This is a genomic window from Anaerococcus tetradius, from assembly GCF_947087635.1.
Lineage (GTDB): Bacteria > Bacillota > Clostridia > Tissierellales > Peptoniphilaceae > Anaerococcus > Anaerococcus tetradius.
Genome location: NZ_CAMUDP010000005.1, coordinates 28,496 through 51,858 on the forward strand (window position 1 = coordinate 28,496; position 23,363 = coordinate 51,858).

Annotated in this window: 14 protein-coding genes; 1 reads left to right on the forward strand and 13 read right to left on the reverse strand. The window is 34.9% G+C overall.

Annotation, left to right across the window (positions count from 1 at the left end; all coding sequences use genetic code 11):
* Window positions 1-193 precede the first annotated feature (193 nt).
* The 13 genes from P6936_RS02615 to P6936_RS02675 all read right to left on the reverse strand — a co-directional run bounded on the left by P6936_RS02615 (window position 194) and on the right by P6936_RS02675 (window position 22,444).
* On the reverse strand, window positions 194-607 hold the full coding sequence (locus P6936_RS02615) for a glycosyltransferase (RefSeq protein WP_276880750.1): 414 nt from the start codon (window positions 605-607) through the stop codon (window positions 194-196).
* 25 nt (window positions 608-632) lie between these two features.
* Window positions 633-1,598: an ATP-grasp domain-containing protein gene (locus P6936_RS02620; RefSeq protein WP_276880751.1), complete on the reverse strand. Its 966-nt coding sequence runs from the start codon at window positions 1,596-1,598 to the stop codon at window positions 633-635.
* A 198-nt stretch (window positions 1,599-1,796) separates the two neighbouring features.
* Window positions 1,797-2,975, reverse strand: a complete 1,179-nt coding sequence (locus P6936_RS02625) for a diaminopimelate decarboxylase (RefSeq protein ID WP_276880752.1) — start codon at window positions 2,973-2,975, stop codon at window positions 1,797-1,799.
* Window positions 2,959-3,588, reverse strand: coding sequence for a sugar transferase (locus P6936_RS02630; protein ID WP_276880753.1), 630 nt, complete (start codon window positions 3,586-3,588; stop codon window positions 2,959-2,961). The genes P6936_RS02625 and P6936_RS02630 overlap by 17 nt, the downstream gene beginning before the upstream one ends.
* A 9-nt stretch (window positions 3,589-3,597) precedes the next feature.
* A complete protein-coding gene (locus tag P6936_RS02635) occupies window positions 3,598-4,869 on the reverse strand; it encodes a DegT/DnrJ/EryC1/StrS family aminotransferase (protein ID WP_276880754.1) in 1,272 nt (423 codons plus the stop codon).
* Window positions 4,870-4,876: 7 nt separating this feature from the next.
* Window positions 4,877-6,838 carry a polysaccharide biosynthesis protein gene (locus P6936_RS02640; protein ID WP_276880755.1) on the reverse strand — a complete coding sequence of 654 codons (1,962 nt, stop codon included), beginning with the start codon at window positions 6,836-6,838 and terminating at the stop codon, window positions 4,877-4,879.
* A 3-nt stretch (window positions 6,839-6,841) separates the two neighbouring features.
* Window positions 6,842-8,467 (reverse strand): murein biosynthesis integral membrane protein MurJ, encoded by a 1,626-nt coding sequence (murJ, locus tag P6936_RS02645; RefSeq protein ID WP_338079161.1) that lies wholly within the window; start codon window positions 8,465-8,467, stop codon window positions 6,842-6,844.
* Between the two features lie 567 nt (window positions 8,468-9,034).
* Window positions 9,035-10,474, reverse strand: a complete 1,440-nt coding sequence (locus P6936_RS02650; protein ID WP_276880756.1) for an LCP family protein — start codon at window positions 10,472-10,474, stop codon at window positions 9,035-9,037.
* 404 nt (window positions 10,475-10,878) lie between these two features.
* A complete protein-coding gene (locus P6936_RS02655) occupies window positions 10,879-14,244 on the reverse strand; it encodes a UvrD-helicase domain-containing protein (RefSeq protein WP_276880757.1) in 3,366 nt (1,121 codons plus the stop codon).
* Window positions 14,237-17,599 (reverse strand): PD-(D/E)XK nuclease family protein, encoded by a 3,363-nt coding sequence (locus P6936_RS02660; protein ID WP_276880758.1) that lies wholly within the window; start codon window positions 17,597-17,599, stop codon window positions 14,237-14,239. Before P6936_RS02660 ends, P6936_RS02655 begins: the two co-directional genes overlap by 8 nt.
* Window positions 17,596-20,631 carry an AAA family ATPase gene (locus P6936_RS02665; protein ID WP_276880759.1) on the reverse strand — a complete coding sequence of 1,012 codons (3,036 nt, stop codon included), beginning with the start codon at window positions 20,629-20,631 and terminating at the stop codon, window positions 17,596-17,598. The genes P6936_RS02660 and P6936_RS02665 overlap by 4 nt, the downstream gene beginning before the upstream one ends.
* A complete protein-coding gene (locus P6936_RS02670) occupies window positions 20,613-21,725 on the reverse strand; it encodes an exonuclease SbcCD subunit D (protein WP_276863687.1) in 1,113 nt (370 codons plus the stop codon). The genes P6936_RS02665 and P6936_RS02670 overlap by 19 nt, the downstream gene beginning before the upstream one ends.
* A complete protein-coding gene (locus P6936_RS02675) occupies window positions 21,722-22,444 on the reverse strand; it encodes a YaaA family protein (protein ID WP_276880760.1) in 723 nt (240 codons plus the stop codon). Before P6936_RS02675 ends, P6936_RS02670 begins: the two co-directional genes overlap by 4 nt.
* Before the next feature lie 222 nt (window positions 22,445-22,666).
* Here P6936_RS02675 and P6936_RS02680 point away from each other — a divergent pair, with 222 nt between their 5' ends.
* Complete coding sequence (locus P6936_RS02680) at window positions 22,667-23,341, forward strand: NYN domain-containing protein (protein ID WP_004837238.1); 675 nt, start codon at window positions 22,667-22,669, stop codon at window positions 23,339-23,341.
* Window positions 23,342-23,363: the final 22 nt, after the last annotated feature.

The following is a 23,363-nucleotide window of genomic DNA, read 5'->3' on the forward strand; positions in this document are numbered from 1 at the left end:
GAACTTTTATTGATTGTTCTATAAAAGGATTTTTTTAACTTAAATAATCCATCTTCGCTAGACTCAACTCCTCCTTCCAGTTGAAGGATTTTTTATTGCTTTCGATTACCATTTTGTTGTTTCAAATTTTGTTAATGCTGAAGAAATATTTCGTATTATTTATTTACTCCTAGGTTATAAATTATTTTAATAATTATTGATGAGAGTTTTCATTATAAATACTTGTACCTAATCCAGTTATATTTGTAATATATGGTTTTCTACAAATATACGCAGCTATCCCCCCATATATATTAGGTTTAATAGTATAAGTCAAAATAATATTAGGCTTATATTTTCTTATAATTTTTATATATTGAAAACTCAAAAGCAAATCATTAATAGGGTTTTTCCCATTTCTTTTAAATCTAGAAATTATTACTTTGCATCCTATATCTTCAAATTTATTTTTCTCTTTAGTATCTGGGACACTAATTATCACTTCATTTTTTTTGCTATTTATTGGATTATTATCAATATAAACATTTGGACATAATAATTCCTTTATCAACTCTTCCCTAAATAATAGCAGTCCGTTTGAATCATTAGCCAGTATTAAGATCTTCATATTACTACCAGTTTAAATTCTACAATTATATTTTCTTAATTACTACGCTATCATACATCATCATAACTATATCTTCTTCATATACTAAATCACTTTTATTATTTTCGATTTTCTTTACATTATTTTCAATCATTTTTATAAAATCTACTCCTGCACCATAAGCATGCAGATATGCACCACCAAATCTCGGATTTATTTCTGATAAATAATATTCGCCATCTTTATACCATAAATCAACATCTATTGGTCCATTGAATGTAAAATTATTTAGTGCATTCTCAAGAAATGCATATAAATTTTCGTCTTTGAAAGATATAGTCTTGCTTGCTCCGCCTATTTTTGTTTCTAGTTTTTTCTTAGAAAATATTGATACTAATTTTTTAGAGATTGTATCAAAGTAAGCATCACAATCTATATCTTCAAAATCACCCATAAACTCTTGAACTATTAGACTTTGATCCTCTTTAAAAGCTTCTTCTAAATCTTTAATATTGTTGATTTTTCTCGCTCCTACTGAGCCACTTCCCTGTCTTGGCTTTACAAAGACTGGAAATTTTATTTCTTTATTTTTAAAACCAATTTTGAAATTATCTATACTATCATACGTTAAAACTGTATTTATCCCCAACTTTTTAAGCTCTAAATAAGTTCTATATTTATCAAAAAATATATTGGCAGTGTTTAAATCTGGTGCTAATACAAGCACTCCTATATCATTAAACCTATCTCTATTTTCTGATAGCAACTTAATTTCTGGATCTATCAAGGTGGTAATTACATCTATTTCTTCATCTTGACAGATTTTTAAAATTTTGTCAATATAACCTTCTTCTGCAATTGGAGGAACTATATAATATTTGTCAGCAAAATATATAGCGGGAGCAGTTTTTGACATGTCTGTAGCAACTATTTTTGATTTATTACCTAATGATTGCTTAAAATTCTTTAATAACTCACATCTTCTTCCAACACTACAAAATAAAATATTCATTTTTTAAACCCCTTAGTATTCATTACTTTAGATTGTCAGTAAATAATATATTGAAATTATTCTTATAATTATCCATGAACTTTAATTAGCTTATAACTCACTAATTAATTTTTTTCCGTTATTAATTACATTATATAATTATATTAAAACAATCATTGCTTTTTATCTTATTAAAATCTTTGAGTTTTGTCACATCTACTACAACGAATGTATATTATAAAAATCGTCTACCGATATTTTTCCACGAACCTTTTCTATATTTTCTGATTTTTTGATGTAAACATCTGGATAGTAACTTATAAACATTCCACCAAATGTCACTGAATAAGCTCCTACTCTATGGTATATTATTTTATCACCACATTCTAATTTTTTATCATTATATATTGTCATTAATCTATCATGATCCATACATGTGTAACCACAGATGATTTGCTTAGTTATATTAGAATCACTCTTGTTTTCTAATGTATACACATAACTTTTTTTTGCCCATAATGGATCAATATGTATTCTACTTCCGTCTGTAGTTACAATTCTTGATCGACATGTTTCTTTTACATCAATTACTTTTGTAACTAAATCAACACATGAGCCTATTATAGCTGAACCAGGCTCTATGATTAACTTAGTAACATTTATATCAACAACCTTTGATAATACATTTTTAATTACTGAAATGTACTCTCTCGCAGTTGTTTTTCCAGGGATTCCACCAAAAAAGCCCCCTCCTATATCTATGTATGATACTTTCAAATCATATTTTTTTATTATTTTTTTAGCATAATTTGCTAATGCAATATATACTTCTTTGCTTCTGGTTATGCTATTACAGTGAATATGTAATCCTACAAAATCACTTGCACCTCTGACAATGCTAATAGCACGATTTAATTCTCCTGTCTCTTCAGAAAACCCAAACCTAAATCCATCATTTTTATAAGCTATATCTTTCTCTTCAAATATATCCGGATTAGGATTTATTCTTATTCCAATATTATTTCTATTTTGTTCATTTAATCCAAATAAGAAATTCAATTCCTCTTTTGAATCTATATTTACAGTAGCCCCCATTGTTAAGGAATCTAAAAAAATATCTTTATTTTTGATTGGACCATTAAAAATAATTTCATTATCTTTATAACCACATCTTTTAGCTAATAAATACTCTTCTTTAGAAACTACTTCTGCAAAAATACCTTTATCTCTTATATATTCAAGTAACCAAGGTAAAGAATTAGTTTTGACAGAAAATGATAATTGTGAATTAGGCCATTCATTTATCAAAGCAGTCTTATAATCTTCTATATTTTTATCTAATTTATCTTGATATATTATAAAATATGGAGTTGTTAATCCATCAAGATTTACTACCATAAAAATCCTCCATCGTTACACAGGATTCAGAGTTTATTCCATCTCTTCTTAAAACTATTTTAAACGTATCAACAATTATTTTTAAATCAACTATAAATGATATAATTTCAATATATCTTATATCCTTTTCAAACCTATCTTCCCAACTTAAAGTATTTCGACCATTTACTTGAGCTAGTCCAGTCAACCCGGGTCTTACGTCATGTCTATGTTTTTGTTTTTCATTATATAAATCCAAATAATCAACTAGCAGTGGTCTTGGTCCGACTATAGACATATCACCCTTTAGTATGTTAAACAATTCTGGAAGTTCATCTAATGATGTGGATCTTAGTTTCCTACCAAAACTTGTCAACCTTTGATCATCTGGTAAGAGGATTCCATTCTCATCTCTATCATCAGTCATTGATCTGAATTTATACATTTTAAAGATTTTTTCATCTTTTCCTGGTCGTTCCTGGGTAAATATTGCAGGAGAACCTAATTTAAATCTTACTAATAAATAAAGTGTTAATAAAAGCGGTGATAAAATAATTATAGCAAATAGTGAAAGAACTATATCTAATAATCTTTTTATATATCTTTGATAAAAAGTTTTCTTTTTACTATTCAACTGTTCCTCCTACTCAAAACAAGCCCTAATAACTTCAATTATCCTATCTTGCTCTTCTTCAGTCATCTTGTTATCACTTGGAAGACAAAGTCCTCTTTTGAATATATCTGAACATATATCTTCTGGTAAGTTATCTCTTTCATCAACTAGTCCGCCTGCTATATAAGCATTTGTCATAGCATTAGCAAGACCATATCTATTTATAAAGTCATGATTTCTAAATATAGGCTGTTTGTGCATTGGCTTCCATATAGGTCTTCCTTCTGCGTTTATGCTTGCTATGGCATCTAGGATTTCATGAGGTGATGATTTGCCCTTTTCTGGCTTATATAGGTAGTCCAAGTCTCCTCTTACTTCCTTGCTCATGGCATCTTTGTCTATTATCATACATGATAGCCAGTAGTTGGGCTCTGAATTTTCTTTGTCAAATGGATTCATAGATACAGGTAGATTTTTTAGTCCTTCTTTGTACTTATGATATATAGCTTTCTTTTGTGCTATATGTTCTTCCAAATGAGGAAGTTGACCTCTTACAACCCCTGCTATAACATTGCTCATTCTGTAGTTGTAGCCTACTTCTTCATGTTGATACCATGGAGCATTTTCTCTAGATTGGGTAGACCATTTTCTTGCTTTTTCCGCTGCTTTTTTAGAGTTTGTAAGAAGCATTCCTCCAGATGAACCTGTTATTATCTTGTTTCCATTGAAGGAAATAGCATTATAGGCTCCAAAGGTTCCTGTTTGTCTTCCTTTATATGTAGCTCCAAAAGACTCTGCTGCGTCTTCTATCAATGTAGCTTTATTTTTCTTACAAATTTCAACTATTTCATCTATATTTGCAGGAGTACCATAAAGGTGAACTAGCATAACATATTTTGTGTCAGGGTAAATCTCAAAAGCCTTCTCCAATGCTTTTGGATCCATATTCCATGTGTCATATTCAGAATCAATAAATACAGGGATTGCTCCCTCATAGCATATTGGATTTGCACTTGCTGAGAAGGTCATTGATGAGCAAAATACTCTCTCTCCTCTTTTAACTCCTGCAAGTTTTACTGCAAGGTGAAGAGTTGATGTTCCACTTGCAAGACCTACTGCATATTTACATCCTGTTTTATTAGCAACTTCTTCTTCCACCTTATTTATATTTTCTCCAACCGTACTCATCCAATTTGTTTCATAGGCTTCTGTAATATATTTTAGTTCTTCGCCGTGCATAGTTGGTGAAGATAGCCAAACTTTTTTATCTAATTTTTTTATATTTTTACTTTTATCAAACATTTAGCTTTTATATTTCTTCCTTTCCTATAAATGTATTAATCAATTCGTTTATTGTAGCAACAATGTCCAATTCATCAATATTTTTTTGGTTAATTACTTTATCAAGCTTACCGAAAAATTCTTCTCTAGAGAAGTCAAGTGGTCGACCTACTGATATTCCATTAATGTGGGTATCTGTGAGGGCTTCTTCATCCATCAATCTTTCTTCATAGAGCTTTTCGCCAGGTCTTAGTCCTGTATAAACTATAGGCATATCTATATCTGGTTGATAGCCTGATAGCCTTATAAGTTGTCTTGCAAGGTCGTCTATCTTTACAGGTTCTCCCATATCGAGTACAAAAATCTCTCCTCCATGAGCCATTGAACCTGCTTGAAGGACTAGCTTTACAGCTTCTTTGATTGTCATAAAATATCGAATGATTTCTGGGTGGGTTACTGTTACAGGTCCTCCTGCTGCAATTTGTTCTTTAAATAATGGAATTACAGAACCGTTTGATCCTAATACATTTCCAAAGCGAACTGCTACAAATTCAGTTCTAGGGTTTTTTCCTTCTAATAAATCTTCTGGATTGATAGTTATATTTCTATCCCCATCTTGGATGATTACCCTTGCAAGTTTATTATATTCCTTACTTGCTCTAATGTCATTTATTCCTTGAATGATCTTCTCGCAAACTCTTTTAGTTGCTCCCATTATAGAAGTAGGGTTTACTGCCTTATCCGTTGATATTAGGACAAATCTCTTGGCATTATTGATAAGTGAAAGAAGGGCTACATTGTAGGTTCCTCTTACATTGTTTTTAATAGCCTCAACTGGACTTACTTCCATTAGGGGAACGTGCTTATGAGCTGCTGCGTGGAAAACTATATCAGGCTTGTAAGTTTTAAAAACTTTTTCTACTCTTTTAAAGTCTCTAACCGATCCTATCAGGGTTATAAAGTTTAAGTCTTTATTATTTCTCTTAAGTTCTTGTTCTATTTCATAGGCATTGTTTTCGTATATGTCAAAAATAATTAGTAGTTTAGGTCCATATTGGGAGATTTGTCTACAAAGTTCAGATCCTATAGAACCTCCCCCTCCTGTGACAAGTACTACCTTGTCATTTAGATAGTCGAAGGTTTCATTTGAAAAAATCTTTACAGGGTCACGTCCTAGGAGGTCTTCTATTTGGACATCCTTTAGAGTGGACATGGTAATCTTACCTGAAACCATTTGATATATACCAGGAAGAACCTTAACTTCACAATTTGTTTGATTGCAAAGCTTCAAAACTTTTTTCTTTTCTTGTTCATCCACTGATGGAATAGCAACAAGAATCGTGTCAATCAATTCCCTGGCTACAATATCTTTGATTGCATATCTATCTCCAAGGACTTTTACTCCATCTATGTATTGGTTAATTTTCTTAGGATCGTCATCAATAAATCCAACAACTTGGATATTGGTTTTGCCACCGCAGTTTGAGTTATTTATATCTCTCTTTAGAGTCTGGCCAGCTGAACCCGCTCCAATAATTAAAGCTTTCTTGTAGTTTTTCTTGCCATTATCTTCCTTGTAATTCCAATGAATAAACATCTTTTTTGCAAATCTAGATGCTACTGTTAGAACATATTGAATCATAAATCCGAATAAAAAGTAAGAAAGTGGCATCTTCTTTACAAAAAATGTCATAAAAATGACGTGGCTTGCCAAAGAAAGAATGCATGCCCATGTAATATTGATAAGTTCTGTATAGGAAGCATACTCAAGTATCATATTGTACATCTTATATCTTGTATAAATAACAATCGTTATTAAGGTGTTAATTTTGGTATATATAGTAAAAGCTGATAGATAATCATAAGGTATTCTAGAAAAATTAGTATCAAATCTAAAATAAAGGGCTAAAAAATATGCCAAATTCAATATTAAAATATCAAAAAATATTAATGTAATTTTTTTCTTATCTAATAATTTAGATATATCCATATATCATTTCCTTCCTAACTTGTTTTTAAACTTTTCTATAATTTCATCTATTACGTCAATTTTTAGCAGTATAACTGCTGCTATGTAAACAAAAGATGCAAAAATAATCGAAATAAGTAAGCTTATTACAAAACCTGTATAATCCGAAAGTAAATTATAAGTGAAATTGGTCGCCATTACCATGACTAATGAAGCGAGGACAATTTTACCCATATAAATAATATTCTTTATCCTATTTATTTTACCAAATTTCTTATGATAAACAACGATTAATATAGCACTTCCGAGTGCTGTCGAAATGCTTGTCGCATAGGCTATGCCGTCTATGCCGAATCTTTCTACCAAGACCATGTTTAAAAGCACGTTTATGGCTTGTTGGAAGAGGATTATAAGTAGTGGGGATTTGGAATCTCCTGTTGCGTAAAAGGCGTTGGATATTATTTTTAGTATTGATATGAAGATGATGTAAGGGGCGTAGGATATTAATAGGGAAGCTACAACCCTCGTATCGGCCGGGCTAAAGGCGTGTCTTTCGTAGATTAGCCTTATTATAGGGCTTGCTAAAGCCATCATGCCGAAGGTGGCTGGTAAGACTAGGGCCATGGTTAGTACTAGACTTTGTGAGGTTTTTTCTTTCATCTCTTCTATCTTCCCCATATTTGCAAGTTGAGCTATTTTTGGAAGGGTGATTGTCGCTATGTTTATGGTAAAGACTTCTACTATGAAGTCTAGCATATTTTCTGTATAAAAGAGCTTGGCGACGGAGTCTATTCCAAGATAGGCTGATGCCATGGATTTGTCTATTAGGATTGATAGTTTGTTTGCTGCGCTTGATATGATTATTGGAATCATAATTTCGAGCATATATTTTATGTAAGGATTTTTGAAATCTATTGTTTTCTTGTAGGTAAATCCAAGTTTCCTGCTGACAAAGGGAAATCTTGCAAATTGGATTATGCTTCCTATAAGGGTTCCTATTATTAGGATGTAGGGATTGCCAAAGATTCCTGTAAGAAGGGTTGCTCCAATTACAAATATATTTATGACTATTCCTGGTATGACTGGATCTATGAAGTTGCCCTTGGCATTTAGAAAGCCTCTTATGACTGCTGAGTAGAGAAAGGTAAAGATTGATAGAGCCATGATCCTAGTAAAGTTTCTAGCTAAGTATAGGCTGTTGCCTGTAAGTTTGGGTGAGAATATTTTTGAGATTGGGCCTGCAAAGATTATTATTAGGACAAATAATATTGCTCCGTAGACCATAAGGGTGTTGATGAGATTTGAAGTGAAGACTTCTGCCTCATCTTCGCCCTTTTCGGCACTCACCTTTGTGTATACAGGAATGTATGCCGCAACTATGCCTACTATTACAGTATAGGTCATAATGTCTGGGATTGTAGTAGCTGTGACATAAATGGATTTTATGTCTCCTGCTCCTATTACAGCAGCCATTACTGATTCTCTTACAAATCCAAATGTTTTCGATATAATTGTGAGAATCATAAGAATGATTGTTGTTTGTCCCATTTTACTTTCCTTTTTCTTTTTTCTTATGCTTAATGTTTCTTTTGATGAAACCTTGTCATCCTTAATGGAATTGTCACAGTGAGCAAAGCGACCCCTTGTCATTCTGAGGATGAAGCTTCGCTTCTGACGTGAGAATCTCTTTCTTGACGTCTTATGTTTGCTTGGCTCCTAGGTTTACTAGTCAGATTCCTCGTCGAAATCTGCGATTTCTCTGTCGGAATGACACACCCCCCTGTCATCCAGAGGAGCAGAGCGACGTAGGGATCTCTTTTTTTGACGTCTTATGCTTTCTTGGATATGAGACTTTCTAGTTAGATTCCTCCTCACTGCGTTCGTTCGACGGTAGTTTGCGGGCTCAGGTCTTACGACCTTCACCTCGCAAAGCCTCGATTAAGGTCTGCCATCAATTCACTTTCGTTTATTGTGGCCAGAACCATTAGGAATGACGGTGAAGGTGTACCATCAAAACACTTGCCTACTTTGTGGCCATGTCAATTAGGAATGATACTAGCTTAAAGCATGGAGACCCCTTATCGCTTAGCTTTTTTGCTTGCGATTTGGGGTCGTTCTTTTCTTGATATATTTCCAAAGCTACACTTTGACTTCTTACTTTAACTTTCCTGTGCTCTCGCACTAGTCAAAGGACTATCTTGGCAAAATTACTGATGTTTACCTATTATTTTCCAAAATTCTTGTGTGCAAGTCTTCTATGGAATTTTTACTTGGTACCATCATATATAGATCAGCACCTGGCATTAGATAAGATTTAAGATCCATGCTTCCTTTTCCCTTTAGAGCCTGGCTTTCTATTTGCCAGTTAGCTCCATCTGCTAGTTGTTTGTTGACTAGCTCAATCATCTTCTCATATGGCACATCGGTATTAATAGATTCTAAAGCTATGTCCGATATTTTATTGAAGTTTAGGAGCATCTCTGGGCTTAGCATTTTTTTGATTATGCCAGTAAGGACTCTTGTGTGGTTCTTGCCCCTATCAAAGTCACCTTCTTGGAGATGGTATCTTTCCCTAGAAAAAGCAAGTGCCATATCTCCGTCCATATCGATTTTTCCCTGAGGGAAATTGTAAATACCACTAGATGATTCAAAGGCTACTGGATTGTCAACGGTGATACCACCTAGTACATTGATTAATTGTATCAAGGTTGTGAAGTTGACCTTGCCATAGTAGTCTATCTTTACGTCTAGAAGTTTTTCTACGCTTTTTATTGAAGTATCGACTCCAAAAAGTCCTGCGTGGGTTAGTTTATCGTACTTATCTCCCTCTCCACCAATGGATAGGTAGGTGTCTCTTGGAATTGTTGTGATTAAAATCTTCTTTTTTACAGGATTTACGCTAAGAATCATATTTACATCAGATCTTGATACATTGGAAAGACTTCCTGAAGTGTCAATTCCTGATAAAAAGACATTGAATGATTGATTTTCCTTAACTTGAGCCTTGGCATCTTCTTTTTTCTTATTACTTGTTACTAGTACCGATTTTAGTACCCTGGTCTTTTCTGAAAATCCATCTATTGTTTCATCTAGTATAGGTCTAAATGATTCGTTAAGAAGCATTACCTCGCAAGACCCATCCAAAAGGGCTGTGGCTGATTTTTGATAATTATCAAAGTCTTTCGCTCTTAGCTCTTTTGAATTTTCTTCCTTGTACTTGGCAAGTGCCTTGTCAGTGTTTTCCTTATCTATGCCATCGGCAGTGGCTATTTCCTTATCAGAAAGCTCTGCTAGAGTTTGGATAGGAGAATCTTTAAGCACAACAAAGCTCATCTCGTTGGTAGATTGGGCAGGCTTGTTGTTAATTTCTGCCACAGTTCTAATGGACTTATTGGCATAAGAAAGAAAAGATAGCTCGCCAAAACTTATGCATAGAAGTAGGACTACAGCAATTACCTTGCTTGTTCGTGAATTTTCCTTTTTAAAAAATCCTATATACAAAAAAATACAAATAATCACACCCATAATGACGGCTAAAGCCATCCTATACTTACCAGGGAGGATTTTGTATTTAAATAAGAAATAAAAAAAGAAAAGATTAACAATAGCTGCCAAAACACCAACTATTTTTGTAATTAGATTGTTTGTTTTATTCATTAAATTTCCTTTGATTTCTTTATTATTACAGCTAAATGGTATAACAAAAGATGAATTTTGTCAAGATTGTGTAAGTAAAACTTTGTTATTATTTAGCCTTTTGCCCCTTGGATTTGCAGGTTGGATTGATTTATCGAGCTGACGAGCTTCCTGTCATCCCTCCAAGCAGGATTTTCTTGCGAGGAGGGATTTTTTCTTAACGTCTTTTGTTTGCTTGGATATTAGATTTACTAATCAGATTTCTCGTCGCTTCCCCGTGGAAGCTCTGTCGAAATGACAAAAAAAGTTAGCCTCGATTAAGGTCTGCCATCAATTCACTAACGTTTATTGTGGCCAGACCATTAGGAATGACAAAGGGAGGGAGTACGTTCATTGTGGCTAGGACCTTTTCCTCATCCTTTCCCTTATTTTATTTCAGATATTTCTTTGAAGTAGTACCAGTAGATTAGGGCTTGGCTTACTTTTTTTGCTTGGGCTTCTTCTACGGCTTCTTTGTAGATTTTTATTTGCTTGTCGTAGAAGCCTTCTCTTTTTTTCTTGTCGGTTTTGAAGTCTACTAGGATTATTTCATCTTCTAGTTCAAACATCAAATCGATTTGTCCATTTAGATAGTAGTCATCTTTTTGCATGAGGAAGGATTCTTCTTTTCTTATTTTTTTAGCCTTTTGGGCTAGGTCTTTGATGAGGGGATTTTGGTAGAAGGCTAGGATTTTGTCAATTTCTATTAGCTTTGTGGTGGCCTTGTCGATTTTTTTCTTGGTGATTAGTTCCGCAATTTCTTCTTCTAGACTTTCTTTTTCATAGTCCTTAAAGTCAAGGGCTTGGAAGAGCTTGTGGATAATAGTTCCCCTCTCGGTTGCCTTGAAGGTTTTTTCTTCTGTTATGAAGTTTGGTTTTCTAAAGTCAGATTGATTTAATTCTTCACCATAATTTGGTAGCTTGTAGCCGTCAGCCGATGGATCGAAGTCCTTACTTACTTCTGTTACGGATTTTTTGATTGAATCCTTGATTTCTGCAAGGTAAGGATAAGGCTTATCGTGAATTTCTTTTATCCTCTTATAGATTTCTTCGTTTATATTTTCATCATCAAGGAAGTCATTGATGTCACAAGTTTGGTATTTGTCTATGGACTTACATTCATCTATGACATCAAGACTTGCTATTTCTGTGAGCTGGTTTGTTTCAAAGCTATCAAAAAGCTCGCTTCCAACAGCATCAGTTGAAAGAATGGCGAGGAGCCAATCCATATAGGAGTTCATCTTTAAAAAGTCGACTCTTCCTGCTATTTTTCCTATAGTTTTGAGATTCCTCTCTCCTGTTACAAAGAGCATCTGTTCTGCCCTGGTCATTGCCACATAGAGGATACGCATTTCTTCTTTTTTGTTTTCTTCTGTTATCTTGTCATTGATGAGATTTTTTCTGATTGAAGAAAAACGCAATTTGTTTTCATAATCTGATAGGTTTATTCCTATGCCCAGATCATCATCAAATACTATGGCTTCTTTTAGGTGCTTGTTGTTAAATCTTTTTGAGCTATCGGCAAGGATTACTACAGGAAATTCTAGGCCCTTGGACTTATGAATGGTCATTATCCTTAGGAGGTTTTCCGATTCGGATAAGTCCCTTGCACTTGCAATGCTATCTGTTTGATTCATGGAAAGGGAGTCGACAAAGTCGAGAAAGGCAAAAAGCCCATTGTCATTAGACTTGTCAAACTCATCCATTATGTCTATGAAGCTTTCGACATTTCCAATCCTATCTTCTGCCCTATCTCTTGCCATTAGAAATTGATAAAGACCAGTTTCTTCAAAGATGTAATTGCCAAATTCGTAAAGGCTAAGAAGGCTTAGCATATGAGAGAAGTCTGCGAATTTTGTCAAAAAGTCCTTGATTTTCTCCCCTATTTCATCATCCTTGTCGTATTCCTTAAAGGCCTTGTAGAAGGAAAAAGCACTTGAGTTTAGCTTTATTTCTACTAGGTCATCTTCTGTAAAGCCAAAGATTTCTGATCTTAGGATTGAAAGTAGGCTTAGGTCGTCTTTGGGATTGGCGAGATATTTTAGGATATTGATAAAGAAAGTAACCTCGACTGCCTTAAAGGAGACCTTACTTATATCGTTAAAGAAAGGAATTTCCGCCTTCTTGAAGGCTTCTTCGTAGACATAAGACTTTGCTCCCGACCTTAGAAGGATGGCTATGTCCCTATAATCGTAGCCCATTTCCCTTATCTCTTCTACAAGCTCGACTAGGTAGTCTTCTTCTCTTATCTTTTGATCTATGACTTTGACTTGAGCCCTCTTGAATGGACTTTTGTCGTTTTTGTCGAAGTTTAGCCTATGACCTGCATTTTTGTAATCAATATCCGAGCTTTCCTTAGTCATTAGCCTATCGAATATGAAGTTGTCAAAATCTAGGATGTCTTTTTGCGAACGGAAATTCTGGTTGAGATTTATCCTAATAGAATCTTCGTCTTTCTCGTAGCTGTCGAGCTTTTCTAGGAAGAGCTTGGGTTCTGCCCTCCTAAAACCGTAAATTGACTGCTTGACATCTCCAACGAAAAATAGATTGTTCGCCCCCCTTAGCCTTTCTATGATGTAGTTTTGTATCTCATTTGAGTCTTGGTATTCGTCAAAGAAGATATAGGCGAATCTATCCCTAAGTTTGTCCCTCGCCTCTTCTATGTCTATTAGGTCGATAAATTTATGCTCCATGTCGGAAAAGTCGAGATAGGATTTCTCGCTTTTCTTTTTTGCATAAGCCCCCATAAAGTCCTTGACTAGGCTGTTAAGCTCATCTAGTATTTCCTTTTCGAGTCCTTCAAAAAGGCTTATGGTAAGGCTATCGGTATTTTTGATAAAGGCACTTATGGTCTTTATCTCTTCCTTATATCTATCCCTTGTGGATTTTATAAATTGATAGTCTTCTTCTGAGTCCTTTTTAGTCTTTGATATCCTGCCAAATTTTATGACGGAAGCTTTTTTGATAAAGCTATCCCAATTGTCATCTATAAGTAAGTAGAGGTCCTTGATTTGATTGTAGTCATCAGAAATAAGTTCCTGGTGCTTATCTCGCATGGCCATATCCAAGCTATAGTCGTAGTTTACTTTAGCAAGGGCAAGGATTTTTTCGAAGCTTTCTTTAATCTTTCCTTTGAATTTTTCAAGATTAAAGGAAGAAGAAGTCGCCTCATCTAGCCAGGCTAGGGGTCTTATTTGAGACATAATCTTATCGTAGCTTTTAAGTATTATGTCTTTTGCTCCTGAGTCGTTTTTGGTCCTTGCGAAGCTGTGGAGGAAGTTTTCGAAAGTTTCTGTCATATTTTCATATTTCATATCGAAGACTTCATCAATTGCTTCTGCCTTTAGGATAGTCGATGTATTATCGCTAATTACTTTGAAGTTTGGGGATAGGTCATCAAAATAGTAGAAGTTTTCCCTTAGCATATCCGAGCAAAAGGAGTGGAGGGTCTTTATTTGAGCATGCTTTAAATTTTTCATCTGCTCTTTGATAAAAGATAAGTCAGCATCCTTATCCCTAAGTTTATCCTCGAGGGCCTTTCTTATCCTATCTTTCATCTCGACTGAGGCCTTGTTGGTGAAGGTAACTATGATAAATTTTGCTATATCCTCCTTATCTTCAGTGATAAGCTTGATTATCCTCGTAACAAGGACGCTGGTCTTACCAGATCCTGCGGCGGCGGATACTATTATATTTTTTCCTCGAGCATTAATGGCAAGCTCTTGGTCTTTGGTAAAGTGCATCTTAGTCATCTTCTTCTCCTCCTAAATCATCAATGCTTATCTCCTTATCGAAGACCCTATAGCGGAGTTGGTCTATGGTAATATCGAACTTACATATGCCCAAAAAGTCGCAGTATTGGCACTCATTCTTGTTAGCATCATAGGCTAGAGGCCTTAGATTTATGTCGCCTTCTTTGATATTTCTAATGTATTTGCTGACTAGTTTTTTGGCAAAAGTTTCGATTTTTTCTGCTTCTTCTGGACTTAGGATGTCGGAGTTTTTGATATCAACTATATAAGAATCTTTGAGGGAATCCGCATCCCTATCAATCAGCTTAAAGACTTCTTCATTTATCTTTACAATAAGACCATTTATCCTAAATTTATCGGCTAGGGATTTTTCGATTATTTCCTTAGAGTAGCCATCAGAGTTTACCGATTCCATCTCATCATAAAGGGGCATATAGAAAGAGCCTATAGGAATCATTACTTCCTTAGAATTTTTGGCAACTGCCATCATATACACTAAAAGCTGGAGGTCTAGGCCGTTTAGGAGATTGACTATCTTAAAGGTATTGTTGCCTGTTTTATAGTCGATTATCCTTACAAAATTTCCCGCCTTATCAATCCTATCTATCCTTCCCCTCAAATAATTTTCATCATCAACAAAAACTTGGGGGATGTCTTTGCCATAGCCAAAGTCTTCTTCAACAGCGTAGATCTCAAAGTCGCCCTGGCTTAGTTGATCAAGAAGCTTTTTTGAATTTCTCCTAGTTGATGTGAGGACATTATTTAGGATAAACTTATTTTTCGCATCCTTCCTCCTAGTCTTATCGAGATTTTCTTCAGTCGCCTTGGTGAAGTTTTCTACTAGAAGCTCATCTAGGTCTTCTTGGCTTATGGTCTTTATATCTTCATTCTTTAGCTTGTGGGAAAGGTCCTCAAAAAGCTTGTGGACAATATTACCTACTTCCATATGGTCGACATCATAGCTTTCTTCGATTTTTGGCCTTAGACCATAGTTTACGAAATACTTGTAAGGACATCTTGAATAATTTTCTATCTCGCTTACATTGAAGTGGTTTTTCTTGTACAATTTTTCTGTCAAATCTTTCCTTAGCCTTTCCTTATCATTAGTGAAATTTAGGGCCTTTTTGATTAAATCATATGAATCCCTGTCCTTTAGATAACTTATCATGGCCTTTGATATAGCCTTATCGTCTTCGCTAACTTTTTCTTTTCCAATCATCTTCCTTAGACTTTTTAGGGCGTAGTTTTCGAGGGCGACTAGGGAATATTTTTCTATGGAAAGGCCTAGCCTTGATCCATAAATCATAGAAGAAAGATTTGAAGAGTCGTCTTTAAATATATTCATTATCCCACTTAGGACTATGGGCTTGTTAATAGCTTCCGATTTCCTATTGGCTAGGGAGTAGGAGAAAAATATCTTATCTGATATGGTGATTAGCTTGTATAGATTTAACTTCTCACGCTCTTCTAGGTCTTCATCAAAGACCTTTAGGTCAATACCCAAGTCCCTTAGCTTATCCTTCTCGTTTTTTCCAACTATCAAGTCCTCCCCACTTTTTGAAGGGAAAAATACATCATTTAAGCCTAGGGCAAAATTGATCCTTCTATTTGCTATGGCAGCTCTGGCAAAGCTAGTTACTTCTATGTGGTCTTTGCTTGGAGGAATTATTCCAACATTGATATCCCTTGCGGTCGCTTCAATTAGGGAATAGATTTTTCCTAGGGAATTTTCTCTTTGACCCATAAGCTCGACTAATTCTTCTAAGATTTCTACAAACTTATCCCAAACCTGCTCATTTTCCTTGTAGTCATCAAGACGGCCAGAAGCTTTTAAAATAGCTTGGTACTTGTCTATCCCCCTTCTGATATCCTCATCATAGATTACTTCAAAGATAGCATGGCATAAATCTTTGCTAGGGCCTTGTCTTTTTTCAAGAAGAGGGGCTAGAAGCTTTAGGATTCTTGTCCTTAGTTCATTTACTATCTCATATTCTCTCGTTTTTTCAGAAAGCTTAGCCTCGCTTTGAGGGTCTTTTTCATAAATTTTCTCATAAAATTCTTGGTCAAATTCAAAGTATTTGTCATCAAGGAAAGTTTTGCCCTTTATTTTTCTTGTTTTGATGAAATTTTGGAGGATTATAACCTTATCCTCGAAGTCTTCTGAGAAGGAAAAAAGCCCAGACCTTAGGAAATAATTCATATCCTGCCTTTGGAAATTGTAGATGACAAGTCTAAGGATGGTTAGGAAGGTCTTTATTATGTGATTATCAGAAAGCTTCCTTCTTTGATCCATAAAGACAGGCAAGTCATATCTATTAAAGACTTTGATTATCTCATTTTTATATTCGTCTTCGTCAGATATGTAGATGGCAAGGTCCCTGTACCTGTAATTTTTCGCCTTGACCAAGTAGTTAATGAGCTTGGCTATATTTTCTACCTCGCTTTTAGTCGAAGTATTTTCCAAAAAGTAGATGTTTTTTGGGTCTTTGCCATATTTTTTGTAATTATAGGCTTCGAAGTTTTTTGCCAGATGATAAATATCTTCTTTATATATAGAAGCTTCCTCAATAAAGATATCCTTAGTTTTTTCAAGCTCATTGAGCTTTTGGTAGAGCCTTAGGCCTGGGTCAAAAAATTCTACATCAGAAAATCTATCTGCAAAAAGGAAATTCTTGTCTATATTTAGGCTAACATTTACGACATTTCCCCTAGCCAAGAGAGCCTCTATAAAAGAGAGTTTAAGCTCGGATAGGCTATCGAACTTATCGAAATAAAAGATGGCATCATCGAGAAAATCGCAAGTCGGAAGCCTTTCTATGATGTAAGTTAGGTTGTCTTCGGAGTCGATGAACTTACCTGAGATTTCTTTCTCATAGGCATCGAAAATCATCTTTAGCTCCTTAAATTTGATCTTGGTTATAGGATCGTCGGTATTTTCTACATTATTAAAAAATTCCTCGTCAAAATTATTGTCCTTAATGGTAGAAATGAGGGAGCCTATATTATTTACAAAGTCAATATTAGAGGCCTTGTTTTGGAAAAGACTCAGCTTATCATTTATATCTTGAAGGATATTTGTTATAAGCAGGGTCTTGGCATTTTTACTTAGAAATTTCCTATCAGCTTGACCAATTTTGTCTATTATCAGGCTTTTTAATGAAGAAAAGCTTAGGACTTTGGCATCCATTACTGATTTTTTGGAAATATTTCTCATAAAATTGATATCAGTCTGTAGGGTGTATTGCTCAGGAACTATGAGCATGGCCTTCTTTCCCCTGACCAGGTCCTTTTCAATTTCCTTATATATATAAGTCGAGATGTCTCTCGGGTATCTTGAAATTATTGTCTTAATCATCCACAAACCTCCACTTTTGATCCATGGCTTGGTGTATAGGTAACATTTATCTTTGCATCTATCGCTTCTTTTAGCTCATCTACATGGGAGATAAGGCCGATGAATTTATCCTCATAGGCGAGTTTTTCGATGGTAGAAATGGCCTTATCCAAATAATCCTTGGACAAGGTGCCGAAGCCTTCGTCTATAAAGAGGGTGTCGATTCTTATTCCCCCATTTTCCATACTAATCTCATCAGAAAGACCCAGGGCTAGGGAAAGGGAAGCAAGAAAACTCTCTCCCCCAGAAAGGGTTGAGGCTGGGCGAGCCTTGCCAGTGTTGGCATCTAAGATTTCTATGTCAAGACCTGCCTTAGACCTCTGATCTTCGGCTTCGGATTTTCTAATCATGGAGAATTGATTGCCAGTCATATCCATTAGACGCAAATTGGCAAGGCTTAGAACCTTATCAAAGTAGTAAGTTAGGACGAAGGTTTCAAAGTCAATCTTCTCCCTACCTATGACCTTGCCAAAAGATCCATCAGCTACCTTGGAAAGGCGGGCTAGGGATTCGGCATCGGCTAGGCCCTTCTCGTAAGATTTTTTCAAATCCCCTATCCTTTGGTAGGTCTTTGAGAAAATTTCGATTCTCGCATAAATTTCTGCCTTCTTTATTGATAGCTCTTTTTTATTTAGGTCTTCAATTTCTATTTCTTTCTCGATTTTTTCCAAGTCCATAGGCTTTTGATCCTTGTAGGATGCGAAATTGTCTAGGGAAATTTTCGCCTTGGAAAGGGTCTTGAAGTAGGAATCAACCACATCTTTTTTTTCAAAAAGTTTATCTGAAGCTAGTAAAGACGCTTGATAGCTTTCCTTATTGGCAAAACTCTCTTTGACTTTTTCTTCGAAGTCATCCTTGGAGGTCTTAGCCTTAGCCGATAGATCCTTGAGGTTTTCCTTTTTATTTTCTATATTGGTTTGGATTTCCTTTAATCTTAGCTGGGACTTTTGGAAGGCCTTGCTTATATCACTTATTTCTTTTTCAAGACCTTCTATTTCTTCCTTGAGCTTTAGACTTTTTTCTTCTAAAATCTTCTCATCAAAGTCTTTCATAAGGTCCTTTTGGCTTAGATAGGTGATTTCAGCATCCTTGTTGGCAGAAAGCACATCTAGCAAGCTTTTATCCTTATCCTTGGAAGTCTTAATTTCTTCTGTCAATTTATCAAGGCTTTTCTTAAAACTTTTCCTATCCTCGACTCTTTTTTGGTAATCCTTTCTTAGCCTTAGGATATTTTCTTCGATTGCTTTTTTGTGGACGTAATTTTCTTTTAGAAGCTTTTCGATTTGCTCGAGATTATCCTTTGAAGTCAGGTCTTTTTCAATTTTTCCTAGGCTTTCTTTTCTTAAATTTAGGGCTTGGTTGACATTGGCAAGATTTTTTCTCAGGAGATTAAGGTCTATGTCTTCTATCGGGTGCTTGTGAAGAATTTTATCCTGCTTTTTAAGGCATACTGGGCAAAGACCTTCTTCATTGGCCCTATCTATGAGCTTATTTATGATTATTAGGTCTTCACTAGCTAGGGCCTTCTTTTCGATTTCTTCGAGCTTGTCCTTATCTGTGGATAACTGAGAAATTTTTTCCTTGTGGTCTTTGATTTCTAGAAGTTTTTTCCTATCCTCTTCTAATTTTCTGGTGTTTTCAGATAAATTGGTGAGATTTTTGTTTTCATTAGTCCCCTTTTCAGAGATTTCTCCGATAAGCTCGTTATTTAGATCGAAAATCTGCCTTAAATTCTTAAATTCTTTGTCTAAGTTTTCAAGGCTTGCTAGATTGTCCTGCCTTTCTTCCTTGATTTTTTCCATATCCTTATAGGATTTCTTGGCTTTGAGAAAAGTCTTGTAGCTTGCCAAAAGCTTGTCCATATTTTCTTTTTCGATTTTTTTCTTATCAAGGATGCTTTTTTTATCCGCTAAGCCTTCCATCTCTTGGGCCAAGGTCTTATTTTTAGCTATTTCTTCCTTTGCGATTTTTTCACTTTCCCCAAGGCCATCCTCTAGCTTTTTTATATCACAAAGGGTATCTTTGTAATTTTTTTCATAAACTAGGATATTTTGGGCAAGATCTGAAAGCCTTATTTTTTCTAACAAGATTTTATTTTCTTCTTCATGACTTAATAATTGCTCAAGGTCTTTTTCTATGGTCTTGTACTTTTCTATATTTTCATTGAGCCTTTTGCCCTCTTCCAAATCTCCTATAAGCTTTTTTATAAGAAGGTCCATTTTTTCTTCTTTGCTCGTAATCTCCTCATAGGCCTTATCGAGCCTGCTTTTGCCATCGAAAAGAATTTTTTCTATGGCAGAAAAATCGTGGGTTATGAGATAATCCCTGTCTATTAGCTTTTTAATCTCTGGGCTATAGTCTATGACGCCTGCTACTTCCTTGTCTATATAGTCCATCTCCTTGATGGAATCTTTGGCGAGATTCTTAATTGTTTCTTGGAAGTCCTTGTACTCATAGGTCTTAAAGATATCTCCGAGAAGCTTGGCCTTATCGGTCGACTTAGCTTTCAAAAATTCTTGAAATTTCCCTTGGGCTAGGAGCATGACCTTGGAAAATTGCTTATCATCAAGGCCTATGATATTTTTGATCATATCATCAGTTTCCCCTTGCTTTTCACTAAGGAGAATTTCTTCTTCTGTTATGTCAAAAAGGGCTACAGCATTGCCTATACTTTGACCGATCTTAGTCTTTTTGGCTCTTTGTCGAGGGATTCTTTCTATCCTATAGGTCCTAGCTCCTACATCAAATTCCAGATTTACATAAGTATAGGGGTCTTCTTCTGAAAGAAAATCACACCTAAGCCTATCAGACGATATATCCCTTGCTACATTTCCGTAAAGGGCAAAGCTTATAGCATCAAAAATGCTGGTCTTGCCAGAGCCTGTATCTCCAGAAATTAGGAAAATTTTCTTATCATACAACTTAGTAAAGTCGATTTCAATTGTATCCTTGTAGGTGATAAAACCCCTTAGCTTTAATCTTCTTGGTCGCATGCTATTATCCTTTTTATAACTTCCTTATCCTTATCTTTTAAATCTTCGTCCATCTTAAACTTATAAAAATCAGAAAAAAGCTCCAAGATATCCTTATTTTCCAAATCTATATCTAGGCTATCTTCCCTAGTAAGGGCAAGCTTATTGGCATAGCTTATAGAAACTGCCCTAGGAAACTTTTCCTTGACCTTGGCCATGGCATTTTCTATGGTTGAGGAATCCTCGAGTATAAATTTTATGTAGGAATCAGTAGATTTTTCCCTTAGGAGATCTTCGAACAAGCCCCTTCTTACTTCAAAGTCCCTAAGAAGGGGAAGGTCGATTTTTCTAATCTCCGCCTTTTCTTTAAGATCGACAAGGGTTACAGACTTACTTTGATTTTCTTCATCGAAAGAATATTTCATAAAAGTTCCCGCATATCTTATCTTTGGATCTAAAACAAAGTGGGCCCTATGGAGATGACCCAGGGCGACATAGTCGAATTTTTCAAAAACTGAGGCATCCATCATGTCATAACCTCCGATAGTAAGGGGCTTTTGGCCATCATCGTAGGCTTCTTTGTCTTCCTTCATAGAAGAAGCATAGCAGTGGCTAATTAGGACATTTCTATCTTCATAGCCAATGTCTTTTAGGGCAAACTTATAAAGGTCTGTGAAATTATCTATGGAAGGGTCAAAAATCGTCCTTGCCTTATTGATTGAGATAAATGGAATTAGGTAGAAATTCACCTTCCCATATTCATCTTCGAAAGTAAGGGGGCTTTTTTCATATTCACTTATGAGATAATAATTATTGGACCTATAAAATCTCTTGTTGATATCAAGCCTTTTGGAAGAATCGTGGTTACCTGAAATGGCTAGAACTTTTTTCTTTAAATCAAAGACTACTTCTTCCAAGAAATTGGAATAAAGGTCTAGGGCCTCAGCACTTGGTATAGTAGTATCGAAAATATCTCCTGCAATCATTACAAGGTCGACTTCTTCTTTTTTTATTATAGAAATAATCTCATCGAGGGCGAATTTTTGCTCTTCTATTAGAGAATATGATCCGATATTTTTTCCTAGATGAAGGTCAGATAGGTGGATAAGCCTCATGATTTTCTCCTCGCAAAGATGAAATTATCCTTAGTTGATAGAAAGGAATCGAAAATATAATCATCAATAGAAATCTTCTTGATATCATCAAGCTTATCAATCTTTTTTCTAATAATTTCCTTGAGGAATTTCCCCCTCATCTCCTTTGTCCAAGCGACAATGGACCTAAGCTTGCCATTTCTCTCATCCTTAAAGTCTATAGTAATAAAAGTGTCGTCCTTTTTAAGATAGGGCCTTATAGTTTTGGCATATTCCTTACTCGCAAGATTAATCACAAGGTCTTTATCCCTAAAGACTTCCTTATATATATCATCTTTCCAAAAATCATAGAGGTCTATCATCTTGTTGTCAAAATATAGCCTGTAATCCCTAATTCCTGTGTAAGGCTTTAAGGCACCATAAAGGGCAGAAATAATATAGACGTGATTATTAAGATAAGCCTTGTCCGGGAAGTCTTCTTCGCAAAACTGCTTAAAAACCAAACCATCATAGGAAAAAAGTGCAGGGTTGTCGAGTCTATCAAAATCAAAATCTTGGAAATCAAAATAAGCCTTCTCTGTAAGCTCGTCGTTGGTCTGATTGAGATTGCCTAAATCATTTAGGCTAAGCTTTCTAATCTCATCAACAAGTAATCTCGTCTTATCCTCAAACAAAATCTTCTCTGTCTTAAAATTATCAAAATGTTTAAATCTTTTAGCTGGTGATATAATAATCTTCATAATACCTTCCTTATATAAACATTATACTATAAAGTCCCCCTCCTTAGGGCTTAGGTATATAAAGAAAGTCTAATTTGAAAGCTGCTTGACAAAAGACAAGTTTCAAGATATTATATAAATGAACAACGATATGTTGTAATCAATGATATTTATCCTTGGCATTAGATATCCCACCCTAAGGGAATTTTCGAAACCAAGGATTTTTTATTAATAGGAGCGAAAATGAAAGCAGCGATATTAGTGGATGGAGGTTACTACAGGAAAGTAGCCTTAAAAGCATTAAAGGAAGATAGTCCTGAAAAAGATGCTAAGATGCTGATTACATATTGTATGAGGCATTTAAAAGAAAAAATCAGAAGAGAAGATATATACTATGATTTATATAGAATATTCTATTATGATTGTCCTCCTCTTGATACAAGCGTATATGACCCCCTAACAATGAAGGTTATAAATATGAAAAAACACCCTCAGTATCTATGGATGAATGAATTTTTAAATGAATTGAAGAAGAAGAGAAAAGTAGCTTTGAGATTAGGTAGACTTTCAGAAAATGAAGTTAATTATACTTTAAAATATGAAAGTGTAAAAAAAATAATAAATAGAAGTCTTAGTATTGATGAATTAACTACTAAGGATTTTTATCTAACATCTAAACAAAAAGGTGTTGATATGAAAATCGGAATTGATATTGCCTCTTTAGCATATAAGAAGCAAGTGGATAAAATCGTCTTGATTGCAGGAGACTCTGACTTTGTTCCTGCTGCCAAACTCGCAAGAAGAGAAGGTATTGATTTTGTCTTAGATTCACTAGGCCGAAAAATTAAAGATGACTTATTCGAACATATAGATGGCCTTAGATTTTGTGATGAAAAATTAATAAATAATTATAATTAGAGAAAAGAGGCATGAGTAATAA